Annotated in this window: 21 protein-coding genes and 2 pseudogenes; 9 read left to right on the plus strand and 14 right to left on the minus strand. The window is 74.7% G+C overall.

All coding sequences use genetic code 11. The annotated features are described in order from the left end of the window. Positions 1 to 50: 50 nt before the first annotated feature. Genes U6N30_RS02000 through U6N30_RS02010 form a run of 3 tightly spaced genes read left to right on the plus strand, consistent with a single transcriptional unit; the run spans position 51 to position 3033 of the window. Complete coding sequence (locus U6N30_RS02000; protein ID WP_324275922.1) at positions 51 to 1676, plus strand: ATP-binding protein; 1626 nt, start codon at positions 51 to 53, stop codon at positions 1674 to 1676. Then, positions 1673 to 1945, plus strand: coding sequence for a hypothetical protein (locus U6N30_RS02005; protein ID WP_324275923.1), 273 nt, complete (start codon positions 1673 to 1675; stop codon positions 1943 to 1945). The genes U6N30_RS02000 and U6N30_RS02005 overlap by 4 nt, the downstream gene beginning before the upstream one ends. Then, on the plus strand, positions 1888 to 3033 hold the full coding sequence (locus U6N30_RS02010; protein WP_324275924.1) for a helix-turn-helix transcriptional regulator: 1146 nt from the start codon (positions 1888 to 1890) through the stop codon (positions 3031 to 3033). The genes U6N30_RS02005 and U6N30_RS02010 overlap by 58 nt, the downstream gene beginning before the upstream one ends. A 116-nt stretch (positions 3034 to 3149) precedes the next feature. On the opposite strand, the gene U6N30_RS02015 is transcribed toward U6N30_RS02010, so the two are convergent. The 8 genes from U6N30_RS02015 to U6N30_RS02050 all read right to left on the minus strand — a co-directional run bounded on the left by U6N30_RS02015 (position 3150) and on the right by U6N30_RS02050 (position 9278). After that, positions 3150 to 4940, minus strand: coding sequence for a DEAD/DEAH box helicase (locus U6N30_RS02015; protein ID WP_324275925.1), 1791 nt, complete (start codon positions 4938 to 4940; stop codon positions 3150 to 3152). A gap of 330 nt (positions 4941 to 5270) precedes the next feature. Further along, positions 5271 to 5861: a helicase-related protein gene (locus U6N30_RS02020; RefSeq protein ID WP_324275926.1), complete on the minus strand. Its 591-nt coding sequence runs from the start codon at positions 5859 to 5861 to the stop codon at positions 5271 to 5273. Beyond that, positions 5828 to 6829, minus strand: coding sequence for a helicase-associated domain-containing protein (locus tag U6N30_RS02025; RefSeq protein ID WP_324275927.1), 1002 nt, complete (start codon positions 6827 to 6829; stop codon positions 5828 to 5830). The genes U6N30_RS02020 and U6N30_RS02025 overlap by 34 nt, the downstream gene beginning before the upstream one ends. A gap of 183 nt (positions 6830 to 7012) precedes the next feature. Further along, the gene (locus U6N30_RS02030) at positions 7013 to 7255 is read right to left on the minus strand and encodes a WYL domain-containing protein (RefSeq protein ID WP_324275928.1); all 243 of its coding nucleotides are present in this window, start codon (positions 7253 to 7255) and stop codon (positions 7013 to 7015) included. Further along, positions 7252 to 8031: a helicase-associated domain-containing protein gene (locus U6N30_RS02035; protein ID WP_324275929.1), complete on the minus strand. Its 780-nt coding sequence runs from the start codon at positions 8029 to 8031 to the stop codon at positions 7252 to 7254. Before U6N30_RS02035 ends, U6N30_RS02030 begins: the two co-directional genes overlap by 4 nt. Beyond that, the gene (locus tag U6N30_RS02040) at positions 7959 to 8279 is read right to left on the minus strand and encodes a hypothetical protein (protein ID WP_324275930.1); all 321 of its coding nucleotides are present in this window, start codon (positions 8277 to 8279) and stop codon (positions 7959 to 7961) included. The genes U6N30_RS02035 and U6N30_RS02040 overlap by 73 nt, the downstream gene beginning before the upstream one ends. Continuing rightward, positions 8180 to 8674 (minus strand): hypothetical protein, encoded by a 495-nt coding sequence (locus U6N30_RS02045; RefSeq protein ID WP_324275931.1) that lies wholly within the window; start codon positions 8672 to 8674, stop codon positions 8180 to 8182. The genes U6N30_RS02040 and U6N30_RS02045 overlap by 100 nt, the downstream gene beginning before the upstream one ends. Next, complete coding sequence (locus tag U6N30_RS02050) at positions 8634 to 9278, minus strand: hypothetical protein (protein ID WP_324275932.1); 645 nt, start codon at positions 9276 to 9278, stop codon at positions 8634 to 8636. Before U6N30_RS02050 ends, U6N30_RS02045 begins: the two co-directional genes overlap by 41 nt. 42 nt (positions 9279 to 9320) lie before the next feature. On the opposite strand from U6N30_RS02050, the gene U6N30_RS02055 reads away from it, so the two are divergent. From U6N30_RS02055 to U6N30_RS02070, 4 genes are all read left to right on the plus strand, one after another. After that, a complete protein-coding gene (locus tag U6N30_RS02055) occupies positions 9321 to 9842 on the plus strand; it encodes a hypothetical protein (RefSeq protein ID WP_324275933.1) in 522 nt (173 codons plus the stop codon). A gap of 104 nt (positions 9843 to 9946) precedes the next feature. After that, a complete protein-coding gene (locus tag U6N30_RS02060; protein WP_324275934.1) occupies positions 9947 to 10192 on the plus strand; it encodes a hypothetical protein in 246 nt (81 codons plus the stop codon). Positions 10193 to 10346: 154 nt separating this feature from the next. Next, complete coding sequence (locus U6N30_RS02065) at positions 10347 to 11429, plus strand: AMP-binding protein (RefSeq protein WP_324275935.1); 1083 nt, start codon at positions 10347 to 10349, stop codon at positions 11427 to 11429. After that, positions 11429 to 11902 (plus strand): AMP-binding enzyme, encoded by a 474-nt coding sequence (locus U6N30_RS02070; protein ID WP_324278130.1) that lies wholly within the window; start codon positions 11429 to 11431, stop codon positions 11900 to 11902. Before U6N30_RS02065 ends, U6N30_RS02070 begins: the two co-directional genes overlap by 1 nt. A 24-nt stretch (positions 11903 to 11926) precedes the next feature. Here U6N30_RS02070 and U6N30_RS02075 read toward each other — a convergent pair whose 3' ends face one another. From U6N30_RS02075 to U6N30_RS02090, 4 genes and pseudogenes are all read right to left on the minus strand, one after another. Continuing rightward, complete coding sequence (locus tag U6N30_RS02075) at positions 11927 to 12247, minus strand: hypothetical protein (protein WP_324275936.1); 321 nt, start codon at positions 12245 to 12247, stop codon at positions 11927 to 11929. A 50-nt stretch (positions 12248 to 12297) separates the two neighbouring features. After that, positions 12298 to 13062, minus strand: coding sequence for an endonuclease/exonuclease/phosphatase family protein (locus tag U6N30_RS02080; protein WP_324275937.1), 765 nt, complete (start codon positions 13060 to 13062; stop codon positions 12298 to 12300). A gap of 19 nt (positions 13063 to 13081) precedes the next feature. Next, positions 13082 to 13360, minus strand: coding sequence for a hypothetical protein (locus U6N30_RS02085; RefSeq protein WP_324275938.1), 279 nt, complete (start codon positions 13358 to 13360; stop codon positions 13082 to 13084). 46 nt (positions 13361 to 13406) lie between these two features. After that, positions 13407 to 13709: pseudogene (locus U6N30_RS02090) on the minus strand (YidH family protein); the annotation flags it as partial. Positions 13710 to 13913: 204 nt separating this feature from the next. Between U6N30_RS02090 and U6N30_RS02095 the strand changes: the two are divergent. Continuing rightward, positions 13914 to 14042: pseudogene (locus U6N30_RS02095) on the plus strand (cold-shock protein); the annotation flags it as partial. Here the strand turns inward: U6N30_RS02095 and U6N30_RS02100 are convergent. Beyond that, positions 14042 to 14584 (minus strand): hypothetical protein, encoded by a 543-nt coding sequence (locus tag U6N30_RS02100; protein WP_324275939.1) that lies wholly within the window; start codon positions 14582 to 14584, stop codon positions 14042 to 14044. The pseudogene U6N30_RS02095 and the gene U6N30_RS02100 sit on opposite strands and share 1 nt — an antisense overlap. A gap of 214 nt (positions 14585 to 14798) precedes the next feature. Then, positions 14799 to 16304, minus strand: coding sequence for an MFS transporter (locus U6N30_RS02105; RefSeq protein WP_324275940.1), 1506 nt, complete (start codon positions 16302 to 16304; stop codon positions 14799 to 14801). Positions 16305 to 16376: 72 nt separating this feature from the next. On the opposite strand from U6N30_RS02105, the gene U6N30_RS02110 reads away from it, so the two are divergent. After that, positions 16377 to 17177 carry a DUF3027 domain-containing protein gene (locus tag U6N30_RS02110; protein WP_324275941.1) on the plus strand — a complete coding sequence of 267 codons (801 nt, stop codon included), beginning with the start codon at positions 16377 to 16379 and terminating at the stop codon, positions 17175 to 17177. The last annotated feature ends 55 nt before the right edge of the window (positions 17178 to 17232 follow it).

Genomic DNA, 17232 nt, shown 5'->3' on the forward strand with positions numbered 1-17232 from the left:
GGAGAGAAACCGGCTCGGTCCTGTCGGAGGCCCGTGCCACGATCGACGCCGTGCCCCGCTGGGACGACGCGCCGATGGTGGGACGGGCCTCCGAGCTCGCCCACCTGCTGGCATGCCTGGACCGGGCCGCCTCGGGGCGGACGAGCAGCGTCCTGCTGTCCGGCGACGCGGGTGTGGGCAAGACCCGGCTGCTCGACGAGCTCACCGCGTCCGCGGCCGGACGTGGCGTCCGGGTGCTGGTCGGCCACTGCGTCGACCTCGGCGACGTCGGGCTGCCGTACCTGCCGTTCGTCGACCTCCTCCGCCCGGTGGCGGCCGATCCGGGGCTGGCTCCCACCGCGGCGTCGAACCCGGTGCTCGCCGCGCTGCTGGCCGGGCGCCCCGTGTCGTCCCCGCCGGTGCAGCCCGTCGCGGAGGGGCGCGACCTGGGCCAGCCCCTCCCGCACCGGGCGGCACCCCGGCCGGTCGACGACGGCCGGCTCCAGCTGTTCGAGTCCGTGGCCGGGCTGATCTGCGAGCTGGCGTCGGACACCCCGCTCCTGATGGTCCTCGAGGACGTGCACTGGGCCGATCGGTCCAGCCGGGACCTGCTGCGCTACCTGCTGGCCCGCCTGGTCGACGTCCCGGTGTCGGTGGTGGCCTCCTACCGCGCCGACGACCTGCACCGCCGTCATCCGCTGCGTCCCCTCCTCGCCGAGCTGGTGCGGCTGCCCGGTGTGGAACGCCTCGAGCTCGCGCCGCTGCCCGACGCCGAGGTGGGCACGCTGGTCCGCCGGCTGGCCGCCGCCGGGTCGCTGCCGGAGTCCGCGGTCGAGGACGTGGTGGCCCGGGCGGAGGGCAACGCCTTCTACGCCGAGGAGCTGCTGGCGGCCGGTCTGCACGGGGAGGCGCTGCCGCTCGGGCTGACCGACGTCCTGCTGGCCCGGGTGGAGCAACGCTCCCCGGCTGCCCAGCAGGTGCTGCGCATCGCGGCGGTCGCCGGCCGCCGGGTGCGGCACGAGCTGGTGGCCGCTGTGGGCGAACTGGCCGGTGGCGAGCTGGAGGAGGCGCTGTCGGAGGCGGTGCACCACCACCTGCTGGTGGTCTCCGACGACGGCCGCTACCGGTTCCGGCACGCCCTGCTGCGCGAGGCGGTGCTGGCGGACCTGCTGCCGGGGAGCGGGTGCGCCTGCACGCCGCCATCGCGGGCTACCTGGCGCGCGAGCCTGGCGCGGGCACGGCCGCCGAACGCGCCCATCACGCGCGGGAGAGCAACGACCTGGCCGGTGCGTTCAGCGCCTCTCTGGAGGCGGCGGCCGCCGCCTGCTGCGTCGGCGCCCCGGCCGAGCAGCTGCAGCACCTGGAATCGGCCTTGGCCCTGTGGTCGGCGGTGCCCGACGCCAGCGGCGTCGCGGGCCGTGACCAGGCCGCCCTGCTGTTGGAGACGGCGGGGGCGGCACGGACCGTGGGGGCGCTGCACCGTGCCGTCGCGCTGCTGCGTTCGGCGCTCCAGGTCCTCGGCCCGGACGCCGACGCGGGAACGCGGGCACGGGTCCACTACACGCTGGCCCAGGCCATGGTGCGGGTCGAGGACGAGTCAGGTGCCCACCGCGAGAGCGCTGCCGCGATGGCGCTGGTGCCCGCGCAGCCACCGTCGGAGGTGCGCACGTGGGCGGCGGCGACGCACGCCCGGATGAGCTACGCGGTCGGCCGGGCCGAGGAGGCGGAGGCGGCGGCCGACGAGGCGCTCGCCGCCGCGGACGCGCTCGGGCTCGACGGCGCCTGGTCCGACATCGCGGTCACCCAGCTGCGCGCCCGGCCGGGGTTGACCCCGGGTGGGTACGGGCCCGCCTCGACGAGGCACTGGTGCGAGCGCGCCGGTCCGGTGACCTCGACGTGGAGATGCGGGTGCTGTTCAACCACGCCACGGTCGCCTTCGAGGCCGGCCGGGTCGACGAGGCGCTGACCTGGACGCGGCGGGGCACGCGGCGGGCGCGCGACCTCGGCGGCGACTGGTCCTACTACGCGGCGGAGCTGCGGCACCTGCAGGTGACGGCGCTCTACATGACCGGCGACTGGGACGGCAGCCTCGCGGAGGCCGACCTCCTGGCCCGTGTGCCGGAGATGGCCGCGCACGTGCGGGCCGACGGGCTGCTCGTCCTGGTCGGGCGAGGCGACCCGGCCGCCCGGGAGCGGGTCGACTGGGCCCGCGGGTTGATCCCGCGGCTGCGCGCCCACATCTTGCTCGACCTGGTCACGGCCGGCTCGGAGATCGACCTCGCGGCCTGGAACGGCGACGCGCAGACCGCCCTGGACGTCGCGCTCGCGGCCTGCCGCCGGTTGCAGCAGGAGTGGGACGACGACCACCTCGGCGTTCTCCGACTGGCCGGGACGGCGCTCGCGCCGGTGGCCGATGCCGCGGCCGCGGCCCGCCGCGACGGGAACAGCGGCACGACCGATCGCTGGGTGGCGGCCGGTGCGGAGCTCGTCGCGATCGCCCGCTCGGCCGTCGAGGTGTACCGGCGCAACTACGGCGACACCATGGGCGTCGAGGCGCGGGCCTGGCAGGCCCGGGTGGAGGCCGAGGCAGCGCGGGTCGACGGGACGGCGGCGCCGGAGCCGTGGCGGGCCGCGGTCGAGGCGTTCGGGTTCGGGCACGTGTACGAGCAGGCCCGGTCGCGCTGGCGGCTGGCCGAGGCCCTGCTGGAGACCGGCGACCGGGCGGGCGCCGGGGAGCAGGCGAAGGCGGCGCACGAGGTCGCCGTCCGGCTGGGTGCGGCGCCGCTGCGGACCGCGCTCGAGGGGCTGATCCGGCGGGGCCGGCTCGACGTCGCGGGCGTGCGCACGGTCGACGTCTCCGCCGTCATGACCCCGCGCGAGGCCGAGGTGCTGCGGCTGCTGGCGCAGGGCCGCACCAACCGGCAGATCGGCGCGGAGCTCTACATCAGCGAGAAGACCGCGAGCGTGCACGTCAGCAACATCCTGGGGAAGCTCGGCGCGAACGGCCGCACCGAGGCGGTGGCCATCGCCGCCCAGCGCGGCCTGTTGGCTTAGCTCTGGCACGATCGCGCCGAGTGGGGCCCGGAGGGTCCCGCGCAGGCGCGATGCAGCGGCTCAGCGCGGGTCGGGGACGGCTCCTGGCCGCGGTGTCGTCCGGTAGGACGACGGTGTCAGAGCATCGTGCGGAGGCGTTCCCGGCGGGCGCGGAGCACGTCGACCGACGCGGATGCCGACGGCGGGCCGGGCACCGACTGGCGCAGCTGGGTGTGCACCACGGCCTGGGGTGACGAGGTCTTCGCCGCCACCCGGTTCACCAGGCGGTTGATCTCCCGGCGCAGCTCGGCGGCGTCGCGCCACGAGCGGCCGGCGTCGTCCTCGTCCGGGTGGTCCTCGACGAGCATGAAGTCGCCGTCGTCGGCCCGGTGACTGGCCGCGATCCGCAGCCGCAGCTCGTCGTCCCGCTTCGACAGCAGCTCGGCGGTCTGCGCCGGGGTGAGCAGGCCGGGGATGCCGAGGAACTCCTCGTCCTCGGCGGCCACGACCACGGTCGGTCCCGAGCCCTCGCCGGTGTGCGCCGTCCCGCTGTGCAGCACGTGGGCGAAGCGGGCGTCGGCCTCCAGGGCCTCCCACTGGGTGAGCCCGTCGGCGTCCTTCTCCTTCGGCGGCAGCGGCTCGAGGTCCAGTTCGTCGCCCTGCACCGTCTTCGGCGGGGGCATGACGTGGTTGCGCTCCTCCTCCATCGAGGCGGCGAGGGTCAGCAACGGGCGGACAGCGGGCAGGAACACCGTCGCCGACTCGTGGGTGGCCCGGGAGCGGACCACGCGTCCGACGGCCTGGGCGAAGAACAACGGCGTCCGGTAGGAGGTCATCCACGCCAGGACGGCGGCCCGCGGGACGTCGACGCCCTCGGAGATCATCCGCACGCAGACCGCGATCCGGGCGGAGCCGGTGGCGAAGCGCTCGATCTTCTTCGACGCCTTGGGGTCGTCGGAGAGGATCAGCTCGGCGGCCTTGCCGGTCACCCGGCGGACGATCTTGGCGTAGGCCCGGGCGTCGTCCTGGTCGCTGGCGAGGATCAGGCCGGCGGCGTCGGGCATGCCGCCCTCCTCGCGCAGGTGCGTGATCCGGTCGTCCATGGCCGCGATGACGTGCGGCACCCACTGGCCCTTGGGATCGAGCGCGGTCCGCCAGGCCTGCATCTCGACGGACTTGGTGCCGGCGTCGGACAGTGATGCCGCCACGACCTCGCCCGCGGAGTTCCGCCAGCGCGACGTCCCGGTGTAGGCGGCGAAGACGACGGGCCGGACGACGCTGTCGGCCAGCGCCTCCTTGTAGCCGTAGGTGTAGTCGGCGCGGCTGACGAGGCCGACGCCGCGCTCGCCGTCGTCGCCCTCGAAGGTGTCCTCCTCGTAGCGGACGAAGGGGATGCGCTCGTCGGGCTTGGTGCGGAACGGCGTGCCGGTCAGGCAGAGCCGGCGCGCGGCGAAGGAGTAGGCCTCCTCGACCGCCTCACCCCAGGAGAGGCCGTCGCCGGCGTGGTGCACCTCGTCGAGGATGACCAGGCTCTTGACGGCGGTGGAGCGGGCGGCGTGCAGCATCGGCTTGCCGGCGACCTGCGCGTAGGTGGTGACGTAGCCCTGGGTGCCGGCGCGCACCGGCCCGACGGCGTTGGTGAGACCGGGGTCCAGGACGATGCCCATGGCGTCGGCGGCGTCGGCCCACTGCATGCGCAGGTGGTCGGTCGGGCAGACGACCACGACGCGGGCGACCTCGCGGCGGGCGAGCAGCCGGGCGGCCAGCGTCAGGGCGAAGGTGGTCTTGCCGGCGCCCGGGGTAGCGGTGACCAGGTAGTCCTTGGGCGACTGCTCCTCGTACTGCGTGAGGGCGGCCTGCTGCCACGCTCGGAGCGGCCGGCTGTTCGTCTGCGGGCTCGAGGCCTCCGCTCGCAATGCACTCCCCATGACCGGTCCATCTTGTCCGCCGGGGGCCAACACGCCCAACCGGATACCTCCCGCGCGCCCCGTCGGCGACCACGTATAGGCGCGCCCAGCACGCCGCTGACCTGCGGTTTTGAGACGTCAAGGGGTGAGCCTGTGGGGATCCTCATGCCGTGAGGGACCAGATCGTCACTCCCGGCCGTCACGGCGATCCCAGAGGTCCCCGCAGTCCCGACGGACCGGTTCCGCCGACCTCGGGCCGTCCTACCTCGCCGTTCCGGGTCCACCCTCGCGGTCGACCACGAGGGGGACCCGGTTCGATCAGGAGACCTGATCAACATCGGCCCGCCGGGGTCAGTCGGCGGGCTCGTCCACCCAGCCGGGGCCGTTGACCTCGCCCGGGCCGGCGAGGTCGGCGGCGTCGACGATCGTGTACGCGTAGCCCTGCTCGGCGAGGAACCGCTGCCGGTGGGCCGCGTACTCGCTGTCGAGGGTGTCGCGGCTGACCACCGTGTAGAAGTGCGCCTGCCGGCCGTCGGCCTTGGGCCGCAGCACCCGCCCGAGCCGCTGCGCCTCCTCCTGCCGCGACCCGAACGTCCCCGACACCTGGACGGCGACGGCAGCCTCCGGCAGGTCGATCGAGAAGTTCGCGACCTTCGACACGACCAGCACCCGGATCTCCCCGGTGCGGAACAGGTCGAACAGCCGCTCCCGCTCCTTGTTCGTCGTCGAGCCCTGGATGACCGGGGCGTCGAGCGCGGCGCCGAGCTCCTCGAGCTGGTCGAGGTAGGCGCCGATGACCAGCGACGGCTCGTCGGGGTGCCGCTCCAGCACCCGGCGGATCACCGGCAGCTTCGACTGCGCGGTCGCGGCGATCCGGTACCGCTCCTCGGGCTCGGCGACGGCGTAGGTCATCCGCTCCTCGTCGTCGAGCGAGACCCGCACCTCGATGCACTCGGCCGGCGCGATGTAGCCCTGCGCCTCGATGTCCCGCCACGGGGCGTCGTAGCGCTTGGGCCCGATGAGGAGAAGACGTCGTCCTCGCGCCCGTCCTCGCGCACCAACGTGGCGGTGAGGCCCAGCCGGCGGCGGGACTGCAGGTCGGCGGTGAGCCGGAAGATCGGCGCCGGCAGCAGGTGCACCTCGTCGTAGACGATCAGGCCCCAGTCCTGGGCGTCGAACAGGTCCAGGTGCCGGTACTCGCCCTTCCGGCGGGTGGTGATCACCTGGTAGGTGGCGATGGTGACCGGGCGGATCTCCTTGCGCTCGCCCGAGTACTCGCCGATCTCCTCCTCGGTCAGCGAGGTGCGGGCGATGAGCTCGCGCTTCCACTGCCGGCCGGCGACGGTGTTGGTCACCAGGATCAGCGTGGTCGCCTTCGCCTCGGCCATGGCAGCCGCGCCGACGAGCGTCTTCCCGGCGCCACAGGGCAGGACGACGACGCCCGAGCCGCCGGCCCAGAAGCCCTCGACGGCCTCCTGCTGGTAGTCGCGCAGGTGCCAGTCGGCCTGGTCGAGCTCGATCGGGTGCGCCTGCCCGTCGACGTAGCCGGCCAGGTCCTCGGCCGGCCAGCCGATCTTCAGCAGCGCCTGCTTCAGCCGCCCGCGCTCCGACGGGTGGACGACGACGGAGTCCTGGTCGATGCGGGCACCGAGCATGGGCGCCACCCGCTTCGAGCGGACGACCTCCTCCAGCACCGCGCGGTCCGAGGACGTCAGCGTCAGGCCGTGCACGGGGTGGTTGGCCAGGGTGAGCCGGCCGAAGCGGTCCATGGTGTCGGCGACGTCCACCAGCAGCGCGTGCGGCACCGGGTAGCGGGAGAACCGCACGAGGGCGTCCACGACCTGCTCGGCGTCGTGACCGGCGGCGCGGGCGTTCCACAGCGCGAGCGGCGTCACCCGGTAGGTGTGCACGTGCTCGGGGAGCGCTCCAGCTCCGCGAACGGCGCGATGGCCGCGCGGCAGTCACGAGCCAGCGGGTGGTCGACCTCGAGGAGCAGGGTCTTGTCCGACTGGACGATCAGGGGCCGTCACTCAACGGGCACTACCTTCCGCAGAACGGCAGCCGGCGGATGCCGGGTGCAGGGATTGCTTGGTTCAACCGCCGTCGGCGGCCGGAGCTTCCTCCTCGACCAGCGCGACCGAGGTGATGCGGTGCACGGCGAAGGTGCCGTTCTCCCCGCGGCGCTCGTCGTACCCCTGGAGGAAGCCACCGACGAGGGACACCGGGCGCACCACGCGCTGGCTCCCGCTGCCCTGGGCGTCGACGTAGCCCAGCCATACCGCCGACCCCTCGCGGACCGCCCGGGAGAGCAGTTCCAGCGTCGTGGCGGTGGTCACGCCCGGGACCTGGCGCACGGACTCGCCGCGTCGCGCGGAGAGGGCCGCGTCGCCGGCCCGCATCTGCCGCACGGTGGCGACGACCTCGTCGGCCGACAGCGGCCGGGGCGCGGGGAGGAGTCGGTGCCGGTCCGCCGGCCCATCGACCGCGGACGAGCCGGGGGCCGGGTCAGGACGGCGCCACCGGCCTGCTCGCCGGCCGGTGCGTACCCGGCGTCGCGGAGGACGGTCAGCACCTCGTCGGCCCCCAGCCCGCTGACCAGGACGCCGGGCGCGAGCCGCCGCAGCTCGGCCGGGGCGGTCCGCCGGTCGTTGAGCACCTGGGAGAGCAGCCCATGGTCGTCCGACCGCACGTAGGACTCGATCGACCCCACTCGCAGCCGGCCGTGCTGCCGCGCGACGTCGTCGATCAGGTAGTCCAGCGCCTGGGGCACCGGCGTGCGCGAGGCGCGGGTGAAGAAGTCGTGCAGATGCGAGGCCGACCAGCCGGAATCCAGCGCCCGGCGGATGCTCGACTCCGAGACCCGGAAGACCGTCGCCCCGCCGGAGGACTCCACGTCCGCCACGACGGCGAGGGTGTCGGCCAGCTCCGCGACCAGCGGGCCCGGCGCGATCAGCGAGAGGTCCGGCTGGGCGAGGACGTGGTCGACCGGCTCCGGGAGCAGCCCGCGCATCCCGTCGGCGGCGCCGTCCTCGCCCCGGGTCAGCAGTCCGCGGCCGGCGGTCGAGAGCACGCCGCCGACCAGGACGCCGAGCCGAGCGGCCTCCTCGAGCATCCCGGGGACGGGCGCCAGCCGGTCGGCCCGGCGGGGGTGCGCCAGCGCAGCAGCGCGACCAGGTCGGGAGCCGCCACGCCCGAGCCCGTCGGGTACTCCGCCAGCACGCCGAGCGCCGAACGCCGGATCGCCGGGGCGGTGTGCCGGGTCAGGTCGGGCGAGAGCGGGTTGACCGCCTTGCCGGCGACGTCCCGCTGGCCGACCAGCGAGGGCAGCCGGACGCCGCCCAGCCAGCCGGCGGCCAGCACGGCCCAGCGGTCGGCGAGGTCCTGCTCCCGCCAGATGTCGTAGGCGCGGGTGGGCAGCCACTCGTCCCGGTGCGGGCCGCCGACGTCGAGCAGTCCGGCGGCGTAGGCGAGCTCCAGCAGCCAGGCGGCCTCCGGCTCCCCACGTGCAGCACGCGGGCCAGGCGCTTCTGGTCGCGGACCCCCACCCCGCCGCTGCGCAGGAGGCCGGCCGGCTCCTCCTCGAGCAGGGTGAGCAGCTCGCCGGTCTTCCCGACGCTCTCCAGCGCGGCACCGGCGGCCCGCCGGTCGACCGAGGCCTGCTCGTGGGTGGCCACCGCAGGATCGGGCCGCAGCCGCGCGGGGCCGTGGGGCCGGTCACCGCGCAGGTGCAGCCCGATCTCCCGGGGCAGTTCCACGTTCAGGGCGTCGATGCGGGCCAGCAGACCGCGCTGCAGGAGCCGGCGGGCCGGGGTCGTCGCGTCCCCGGGGAGTCGGGCAGGTGGCCCACCGGCCGCTCGGCGGCGAGCCGATCCAGGACCTCGCGCTCCTCGGGGACCAGCCCGGCGATCGCGGCGGCCAGGTCGGCGGGCAGCTGCACCCGCAGTTCGGCGGCCCGGCGGCCGAGACCTGCCGGGTGGCGGACGGCCCGCCGCACGGGGTCCGGCGCGTGCAGGACGTCGTCCCCCACAGCAGCGCGCGGGTGGTGAGCCGTTCGAGGCCGGCGGCCAGGACGTCGTCGGGCACGTCGGGCAGCGCTGCGAACAGCGCGTCGGGCGCCATGCCGTCGGTGGGGGCGAGGAGCACGACGTCGAGCACCTGGAGGGTCGCGGCGTCCAGCTCGTCGAGCGCCCGGTCGACCGAGACCGGCACGGCGAGGCGGCTGGCGAGGGCGACCAGGTCCGACGGCGCGGGGCGCGCGACGTCGGGACGGGCCGCCAGCAGCGCGCTCAGCTGCTCGTCGCTGCGGGTGCGCAGCCAGCCGGCCAGCGTCGCAGGAGGTTCCGGAGGCATCCGGTCCACGCTACGACGTCTGCGCAAGGCGGCTCCTGACAGCATGACCGGGTGCCCCCTGCCGCCGACGACCCCGCCACCCGGACCGCCCTCGCCGCCCACCAGGCAGGCGCGCTCCGCTGGCTGGGCGGCGGAGCGATCGCCGTCGTCCTCGGGGTGCTGCTCGGGGCCGCGGCGGGACCGCTCGTCGACGACGGCCGGACCGTGCCCGGCCTCGGTCTGGCCGTCATCGTGCTGGTGCTCGTCGGCCTGGTCGGCGTCGGCGCGGGGACCGGCGCCCTGCTGCGCACGATCCGCTGGCGGCGCGCCCTGGCCGTCACGCCGTGGCAGATCGGGCGGCTGCGCATCGCCGGCCCGGCGGTGATCGCCTTCGAGCCGGAGGGCTACGACGAGCTGGACCCGACCGCGGAACCGGTCCGGCTCCGGCTGCTGAGCACCGCGGTGTGGCGCACCCGCGCGGTGCAGGGTCTCGACGGGGGCGAGGTGCGGGCCGCTCCGGTGGGCGGGGGCCAGTGGGTGCTCGGGGCGGACGGGCTGCCGACCCTGTACGGCGCGCGCACCACCCGGCGCTGAGCCGACGCGACCGGCCGCGGGGAGAGCGTGCGTGCGCGCGCAGAGCCGTCGCGGGATGATGGCCGCAGACGTGCACCGCGGGTGCACCTGGACACGGAGGCGACATGGCCAAGCGCAACGAGAAGCACGCGCACCTGGTGGAGCCCACCTGGGGGCAGTCCGACGACGGCGGGCCGCCGCTGACCGAGCTCTCCGCGTCGGTGGCCGGGCCGCTGTCACCGTTCGGCCAGGACCACAGCTTCCCCTGCCGGTGGAGGCCATCCGGTACGCCCACCCCACGGACAAGCCGAACCGGGCCGGGGTCCAGACGGTCGAGGGCCGCAGGCGGTGACCGCGATGGCGACGCCTGAGCGAGCATCGCAGGGAGCGCCAGCGACCGAGGAGCGGAACGAAGGCGGAGCGGAGCAGTGACATCCCCGCGCTGCCGTCCTACAGCAGCGGGACCTCCACGGTCCCCTGCTGGGCGACACGATCGGGGCCAACCTGGATCGGACGGCGGCGCGGGTGGGCGACTCCGAGGCGCTCGTCGAGTGCGCCACGGGGCGCCGGTTCAGCTATCCCGAGCTGGTCGCCGAGGTCGACGCCTGCGCGCTCGGGCTGGACGCCCTCGGGGTCGGCAAGGGTGACCGGGTCGGTATCTGGGCGCCCAACTGCGCCGAGTGGGTGTTCGTCCAGTACGGGACGGCGAAGCTCGGCGCCATCCTGGTCAACATCAACCCGGCCTACCGCACGCACGAGCTGTCCTACGTGCTGAAGCAGGCCGGCATCTCCGTGCTGGTGTCGGCACCGGAGTTCAAGACCAGCGACTACCGGGCTATGGTCGCCGAGGTGCGCGACGACTGCCCCGACCTGCGCGAGGTGCTCTTCCTCGGCGATCCCGAGTGGGAGCAGCTGCTCGCCACCGGCCGCGCCGCCGACCCCGACCTGCTGGTCCGCCGGGAGACCGACCTCTCTGCCGACGACCCGATCAACATCCAGTACACGTCGGGGACGACGGGGTTTCCGAAGGGCGCCACGCTCACCCACCACAACCTGCTCAACAACGGGTTCTTCGTGGGCGAGGGCTGCGGCTACACCGAGGCCGACCGCGTCTGCATCCCGGTGCCCTACTACCACTGCTTCGGCATGGGCATGGGCAACCTCGGCGCCACCTCGCACGGCGCGACCATGGTCATCCCGGCACCCGGGTTCGACCCCGCGCTCACGCTGCAGGCCGTCCAGGACGAGCGCTGCACGTCGCTGTACGGCGTCCCCACGATGTTCATCGCCGAGCTCGGGCTGCCGGACTTCGCCGACTACGACCTCTCCAGCCTGCGCACCGGCATCATGGCCGGCTCGCCGTGCCCGGTGGAGGTCATGAAGCGGGTGGTCAGCGAGATGGGCATGACCGAGGTGACCATCTGCTACGGCATGACCGAGACCTCGCCGGTCTCGACGCAGACCGGCGCCGACGACGACCTCGACCGGCGCACCTCCACCGTCGGGCGGGTGCACCCGCACCTCGAGGTCAAGGTCGTCGACCCGGCCACCGGGCTGACCGTGCCGCGCGGCGAGCCGGGGAGTTCTGCACCCGCGGCTACTCGGTGATGCTCGGCTACTGGGACGAGCCCGAGAAGACCGCCGAGGTCATCGACCGCGCCCGCTGGATGCACACCGGCGACCTGGCCGTCATGGACGACGAGGACTACCTGAACATCGTCGGCCGGATCAAGGACATGGTGATCCGCGGCGGGGAGAACGTGTACCCGCGGGAGATCGAGGAGTTCCTCTACAGCCACCCCGACGTGGTCGACGCCCAGGTGATCGGCGTCCCGGACGAGCGGTTCGGCGAGGAACTGATGGCCTGGGTGCGGCTGCGCGAGGGCGCCGAGCCGCTGACCGCCGAGGCGCTGCGGGAGTTCTGCGCCGGCAGGCTGGCGCACTTCAAGGTGCCGCGCTACGTCAAGGTGGTCGACGCGTTCCCGATGACGGTCACCGGCAAGGTCCGCAAGGTGGAGATGCGGCAGGTCTCGGTCGAGGAACTCGGCCTGCAGTCCGCGGCGGCGACCAGGAACGCGTAGGCCCCGTCCCGGGTCCCGCCTGGCTCAGGCCTTGGCCTTCGAGGCAGGGGTCAGGCGCACGATCAGCTTCGACAGCAGGCTGCCCGCGACCACCCAGATCAGCGCGGCCAGGCCGTCGTTGATGGCTTCTGCGATCTTCGGGTCCGACGGGGTGAACAGGTCCTTGGTGAACCAGCCGAAGGTGTCCCGCCAGCCGGCGGTGAACTCCACGAGCGCGTTGGCCGGGTTGGCCTCGAAGAGCACGAACACCGCGTGGATGACGATGATCGCGGCGATCACCGAGCACACGACCCGCACGATCGTGGCGACGAGCGAGAAGATCCGAGCTGCACCGGTGCTGGCCATGATCGCATCGTGGCGCAGCAGGGCCGGGTGCGCGAGTCGTCGGGTAACAGTCAGACCGGTCCGCAGGTGACGACGAGCGCCCGATGGTCCGACAGCGGCAGCTGGACCGCTTCGGTCGGGCCGGTCGCCCGCAGCCCCCTGACCAGCACGTGGTCGAGTTGGCGCGTCGGGCGGTGCACCGGGAAGGTCGGTGCCGCGGCGAGGGGCAGGAGGCCGCTGACCCGGGCCGCCGGTCGGGGCGTCATGTTCAGGTCGCCGAGCAGCACGAGCGGCCCAGGTCTGCCGGACAGGGTGGCCATGACCTGGCGCAGCTGCCGGCGGTTCCAGCCGGGCACGAAGGACAGGTGCGTGGTGCACACGGTGAACGGCCCGGCCGGGCCGTCGACCACCGCCGTCAGCGCCACCCGCGGCTCGTCCCGGACGAGGATCGGCCGGTGGGTGCCCGGCAACCACATCGGCAGGCCGGCGCGTGCCGCACCGAGCCGGACGACGTCCCACGACACCACCGGATGCCGGGACACCAGCGCGACGCCGTACCCGGGTGAGTCCGCCGGTTCCCCGCCCGTGGCCACCGTCCACGCGCCACCAGGAGTTCCGGTCAGGGCGGCGACGAAGCGCGCGTCCACGGCTCGCATCGCCTCGGCCGCCATCGCGGTGAGGTCCGCCCCGTGCGACCGGGGCTGGTTGCGGTCGACCTCCTGCAGCGCGAGGACGTCGGTGTCGAGCGCCACCACGGCGTCGGAGAGCCGCCCGGGATCGACCCGGCCGTCGGTCACGGAGCGCCCGTGGAGCAGGTTGAACGTCGCGATGCGCACGGGCGGTCCTGTGCCCGGGTCAGTCGGCGGGAATCGCGACGGCGACGGCAGCGGCCAGGCAGATCGCGATCACCGCCACCGTGACGGCGGCGACCGAGCGCCGTGCCGAGACGTCCCCGTCCTGGGCCCGACGGCGGCGGACGAACCGGGAGCGAGCCGGGGCCAGCGCGCCGAGGACGCCGAGACCGAGCAGCGCGGCGACCCCGCGACGACGAGCAGGGCCGCCCGCTCGGAAGCCAGGGCGCGGTGCCCCAGGAGCCCGGCGACCGCCAGGATGCCCAGCCCGGTCCGCTGCCACGCGAGGTCGGTGCGTTCGGTCGGTACACCGGGCGGCTCGCCCCGCGTCACAGCACCTCCAGCCCCACGAGGACCCCGACGACCACCACGACGGCGGCCACCGCCGCGGTCAGGGCGGGCACCACCCACCCCTCCGGCAGTGGCCGGCCCGCGCGGATGGCGGCCTCGTTGGAGCGCCAGCGCCGATATCCGGCCAGGGCGGTGCCCAGCCCGATGAAGACGAGCGCGAGGGCGATCGCCGCGCTGCCCCACGAGACCCCCAGGTCGGGCGCGTAGGTCGCCACGGCCACCCCGCCGGCGACCAGCGCCAGCCCGGTGCGCAGCCACGCGAGCAGGGTGCGTTCGTTGGCGAGGGTGAACCGGTAGTCCGGGTGCGTGCCGGGGCCGGGGAGGCGTCCACGCGGTCAGGCTAGGACCGAGTCGCCGCCGGCACGGAAAGGCAGGTCCGGGGCGGGGCAGCGGGCGGCTAACCTGTCGGGAGGGCGGCTCCGTGCCGTCGTCGTCCTCCCGGCCTCTGCGCCGGACCCGGCTCCGAGCAAGACGAGGGATCCAACGTGCCCACCGGCAAGGTCAAGTGGTTCAACCCGGAGAAGGGTTTCGGCTTCCTCGCGCGCGAGGACGGCCCGGACGTCTTCGTGCACAAGGACGCCCTCCCGGCCGGCACGTCGGAGCTCAAGCCGGGTCAGCGGGTGGAGTTCGGCATCGTGGCCGGTAAGCGGGGCGACCAGGCGCTGCAGGTGCGGATCCTCGACCCGCTGCCGTCCGTGGCCGCCACCGTCGCCGCGAAGAGCCGGAAGAAGCCCGACGAGCTGGTGCCGATCATCGAGGACCTGATCAAGCTGCTCGACGACGTCGGCGAGGGCTGCGTCACGGCCGTCACCCGGACCGGGCGGAGTCCCGCAAGATCGGCTCGGTGCTGCGCGCGGTCGCGACCGACCTCGAGGGCTAGCGGCTCATCCGGCCGGCGGGGCACTGCTCGACGGCGTCCCGCCCAGGTCGCCGCCGGCGCGCAGGAAGCCGATCGGCCAGGCGCCGGAGAACTCGCCGCACTCCCCGCCCTTGTCCTCGACGATGACGAGGTAGAAGGCCGGGGGACGACGTCGTCGGTGGTGATCTCCTCGAGCACGCGCTCGCCGGCGGGGACGTCGACCTCGCCGAGGAGGTCCTCGAGCTGCTCGTCGAAGACCTGCACGCTCCAGCCCCGGTCGGCGACCGGCTCGGGCACGGTGAGGCTGATCGTGGCGCCGGGGAGACCTCGAGGATCGGCGCCGCGGTGTCGTAGCGCTGCCCCTCGCCGTCCAGGCAGTACTGCACCGGACGGACGGTCAGCTGCTGCGCGCCGACCTCGACCTCGACATCGGGCGGCGCCCCGGGCTCCGACGCGCAACCGGCCAGCCCGAGCAGGAGCAGGACGGACAGGGAACGGTTCGCGGCCCTGCTCACGGCCACGAGCGTCCCACGGGCGTCGTCGGCGCATCCGGGGAGACCTCCGGCGGTCGGGCCGGCCGGCGCCTGCCGTAGAGGCTCCACACGACGAGCCCGACGGCCAGCACCAGCAGCGCGGCGGCCACCGTGAACCCGAGCCAACCGGTCGGGGGCAGCGCGATCCCCAGCGCGCCGCCGACCACCCAGGACATCTGCAGCCACGTCTCCGAGCGGGCGAACGCCGAGGCGCGCAGGCTGTCGGGCACCTCGCGCTGGATGATCGCGTCGAGGGACACCTTGCCCAGCGCGTTGGTCACCGCGGCGACACCGGCGACGGCCACCGCCATGGGGAAGCTGTAGAAGATGGCGGCGAGCACGGTGACCGCGGCGGCGGACGCGGCCGAGACCAGCACGAGACGGTCCGGGGCGGCGGCGTGCATGCGCGAGCCGATCGCCGTCCCGGCGAAGCTGCCCAGCCCGGCCGCGGCCGCGATCGCCCCGAGGGCGAGGGTGGCCGACCACCCGCCGTCGAAGGTGGCCTGCACCAGGAAGGCGCTGAAGATGGTGAGGAACCCACCGAGCCCACGCAGTGCCGCGTTCGCCCGCAGCGCCAGCACCACGTGCGGGCTGACCCGCCGGCGCCCGCTGCCGACCGGGATCTCGGCGGTGGTGAGGACGTCGGCGGTCTGCTCCCCGGTGGGGACGTCGACATGCCGTGGGAGCCGGATGGCCAGCACGCCGGCGGCGCCGAAGACGATCGCCGTCGCCCCCAGCTCCCAGTCGAACCCGAGCACGGAGGCGATCCCCGCGGCGATCGCTCCGGCGACAGCCGCCGTCGCCAGTCCGAACACCGAGAGGCGGGCGTTGGCCGAGGTCAGCGACATGGCCGCGGGCATCATCCGGGGGACGACGGCGGCGCGCAGGACGTTGTGGGCCTTCGAGAGCACCAGGACGCCGAGGGCCGCCGGGTAGAGCCAGAAGTCGTCGAAGTGCTGCATCATCACCAGCGCGAGCACGGCGCGGCCGACATGGCTGCCCGCCATGGCCCACCGCCGGCCCCGCTGCAACCGGTCCAGCAGCGGCCCGATGACCGGCGCGAGGACGGCGAACGGCGCCATCGTGACCAGCAGGTACAGGGCCACGTTGCCGCGTTGCGCGTCGGTCGTCGCGGCGAAGAACAGCGTCCCGGCGAGGGAGACGGCGATCATCGCGTCGCCGGCCATGTGCAGGGCGTTGACCCAGAGCAGCTGGGTCAGGCCGCTCTCCCCGGCGCCGTCGGCCCGGCTCGCGGCCCGGACGCGGCGCGCGGCCGCGGCGGTGAGCTCGCGTGACCGGGCAGCCGCCACGCGCGTCACGGTCAGCTTGGCCGGGCCGGCCGGCGACACCGGCGGCACCGGCGGGGTCGGGAGCTCCGGCACCTCGAGCGGGGTCGTGTCGGCCCGCTCCAGGGGTGCGGGGATGCTGCGGCCGCCCGTGCGCAGCCGCCGGCCGGCACCGGGCGGACGACGGGAGGCGGGCACGTCCCCATGGTGCCGCACCCGGCGCGCCGGGTGGTCGCCCGCGGAGGTGGACGCGTCAGGGACACTGGGCCGGTGACCGAGTCCCCTGCCGATGTCCCCGCCGACGTGCTGGCCGCCGCGGTCGATCTCGCCCGCGCCGCCGCCGTCGAGACCGCCGGCGACGCCGCTCTCGTCGGCGACCACCTGGGGGCCACGCCCGAACCGGTCGGCCCCGCGACCGACGAGGTCCCGCGCGAGGCCATCGGGGAGGTGCTGACCCACACCTTCGCCAGTCGGCTGCCCGGTTACGTCGGCTGGCACTGGGCCGTCACCGTCGCCTGCATCCCGGGCGACGACGAGGTGACCGTCGACGAGGTCGTCCTGCTCCCCGGCGACTCCGCGCTGCTCGCCCCCGCCTGGGTGCCGTGGCAGGAGCGGCTGCGCCCCGGTGACCTCTCCGTCGGCGACGTGCTGCCCTCCACCGAGGACGACCCGCGCCTGGTGCCGGCGTACCTGGTGGACGACGACTCCGCCGAGGACCCCGAGGGCCGCGTGGTCGCAGGGGAGCTGGGCCTGGGGCGCGAGCGGGTCATGTCCGCCGAGGGCCGCGGTGCGGCGGTGGCGCGCTGGGCGGCCGGCGAGTTCGGCCCGTCGTCCTCGATGGCGCGGCAGGCCCCGGGCCCTTGCGCGACCTGCGGCTTCTACCTGCCGCTGGCCGGCTCGATGCGTCAGATGGTCGGTGCCTGCGGCAACGCCTACGCCCCCGCCGACGGTCGCGTGGTCACCGCCGACTACGGCTGCGGGGCGCACAGCCAGGCGACCCTGGTCGTCGACGAGGCCACCGAGGTGGTCCGCACCGCGCGCTACGACACGGGGACCTACGACGTACTGTAGAAGGGCCACCCTTCCCCCACGCCTCGCACGCTCGGCGCGGGTCCCTGAAGGATGG

The sequence above is a fragment of the Blastococcus brunescens genome, assembly GCF_035320885.1.
Lineage (GTDB): Bacteria > Actinomycetota > Actinomycetes > Mycobacteriales > Geodermatophilaceae > Blastococcus_B > Blastococcus_B brunescens.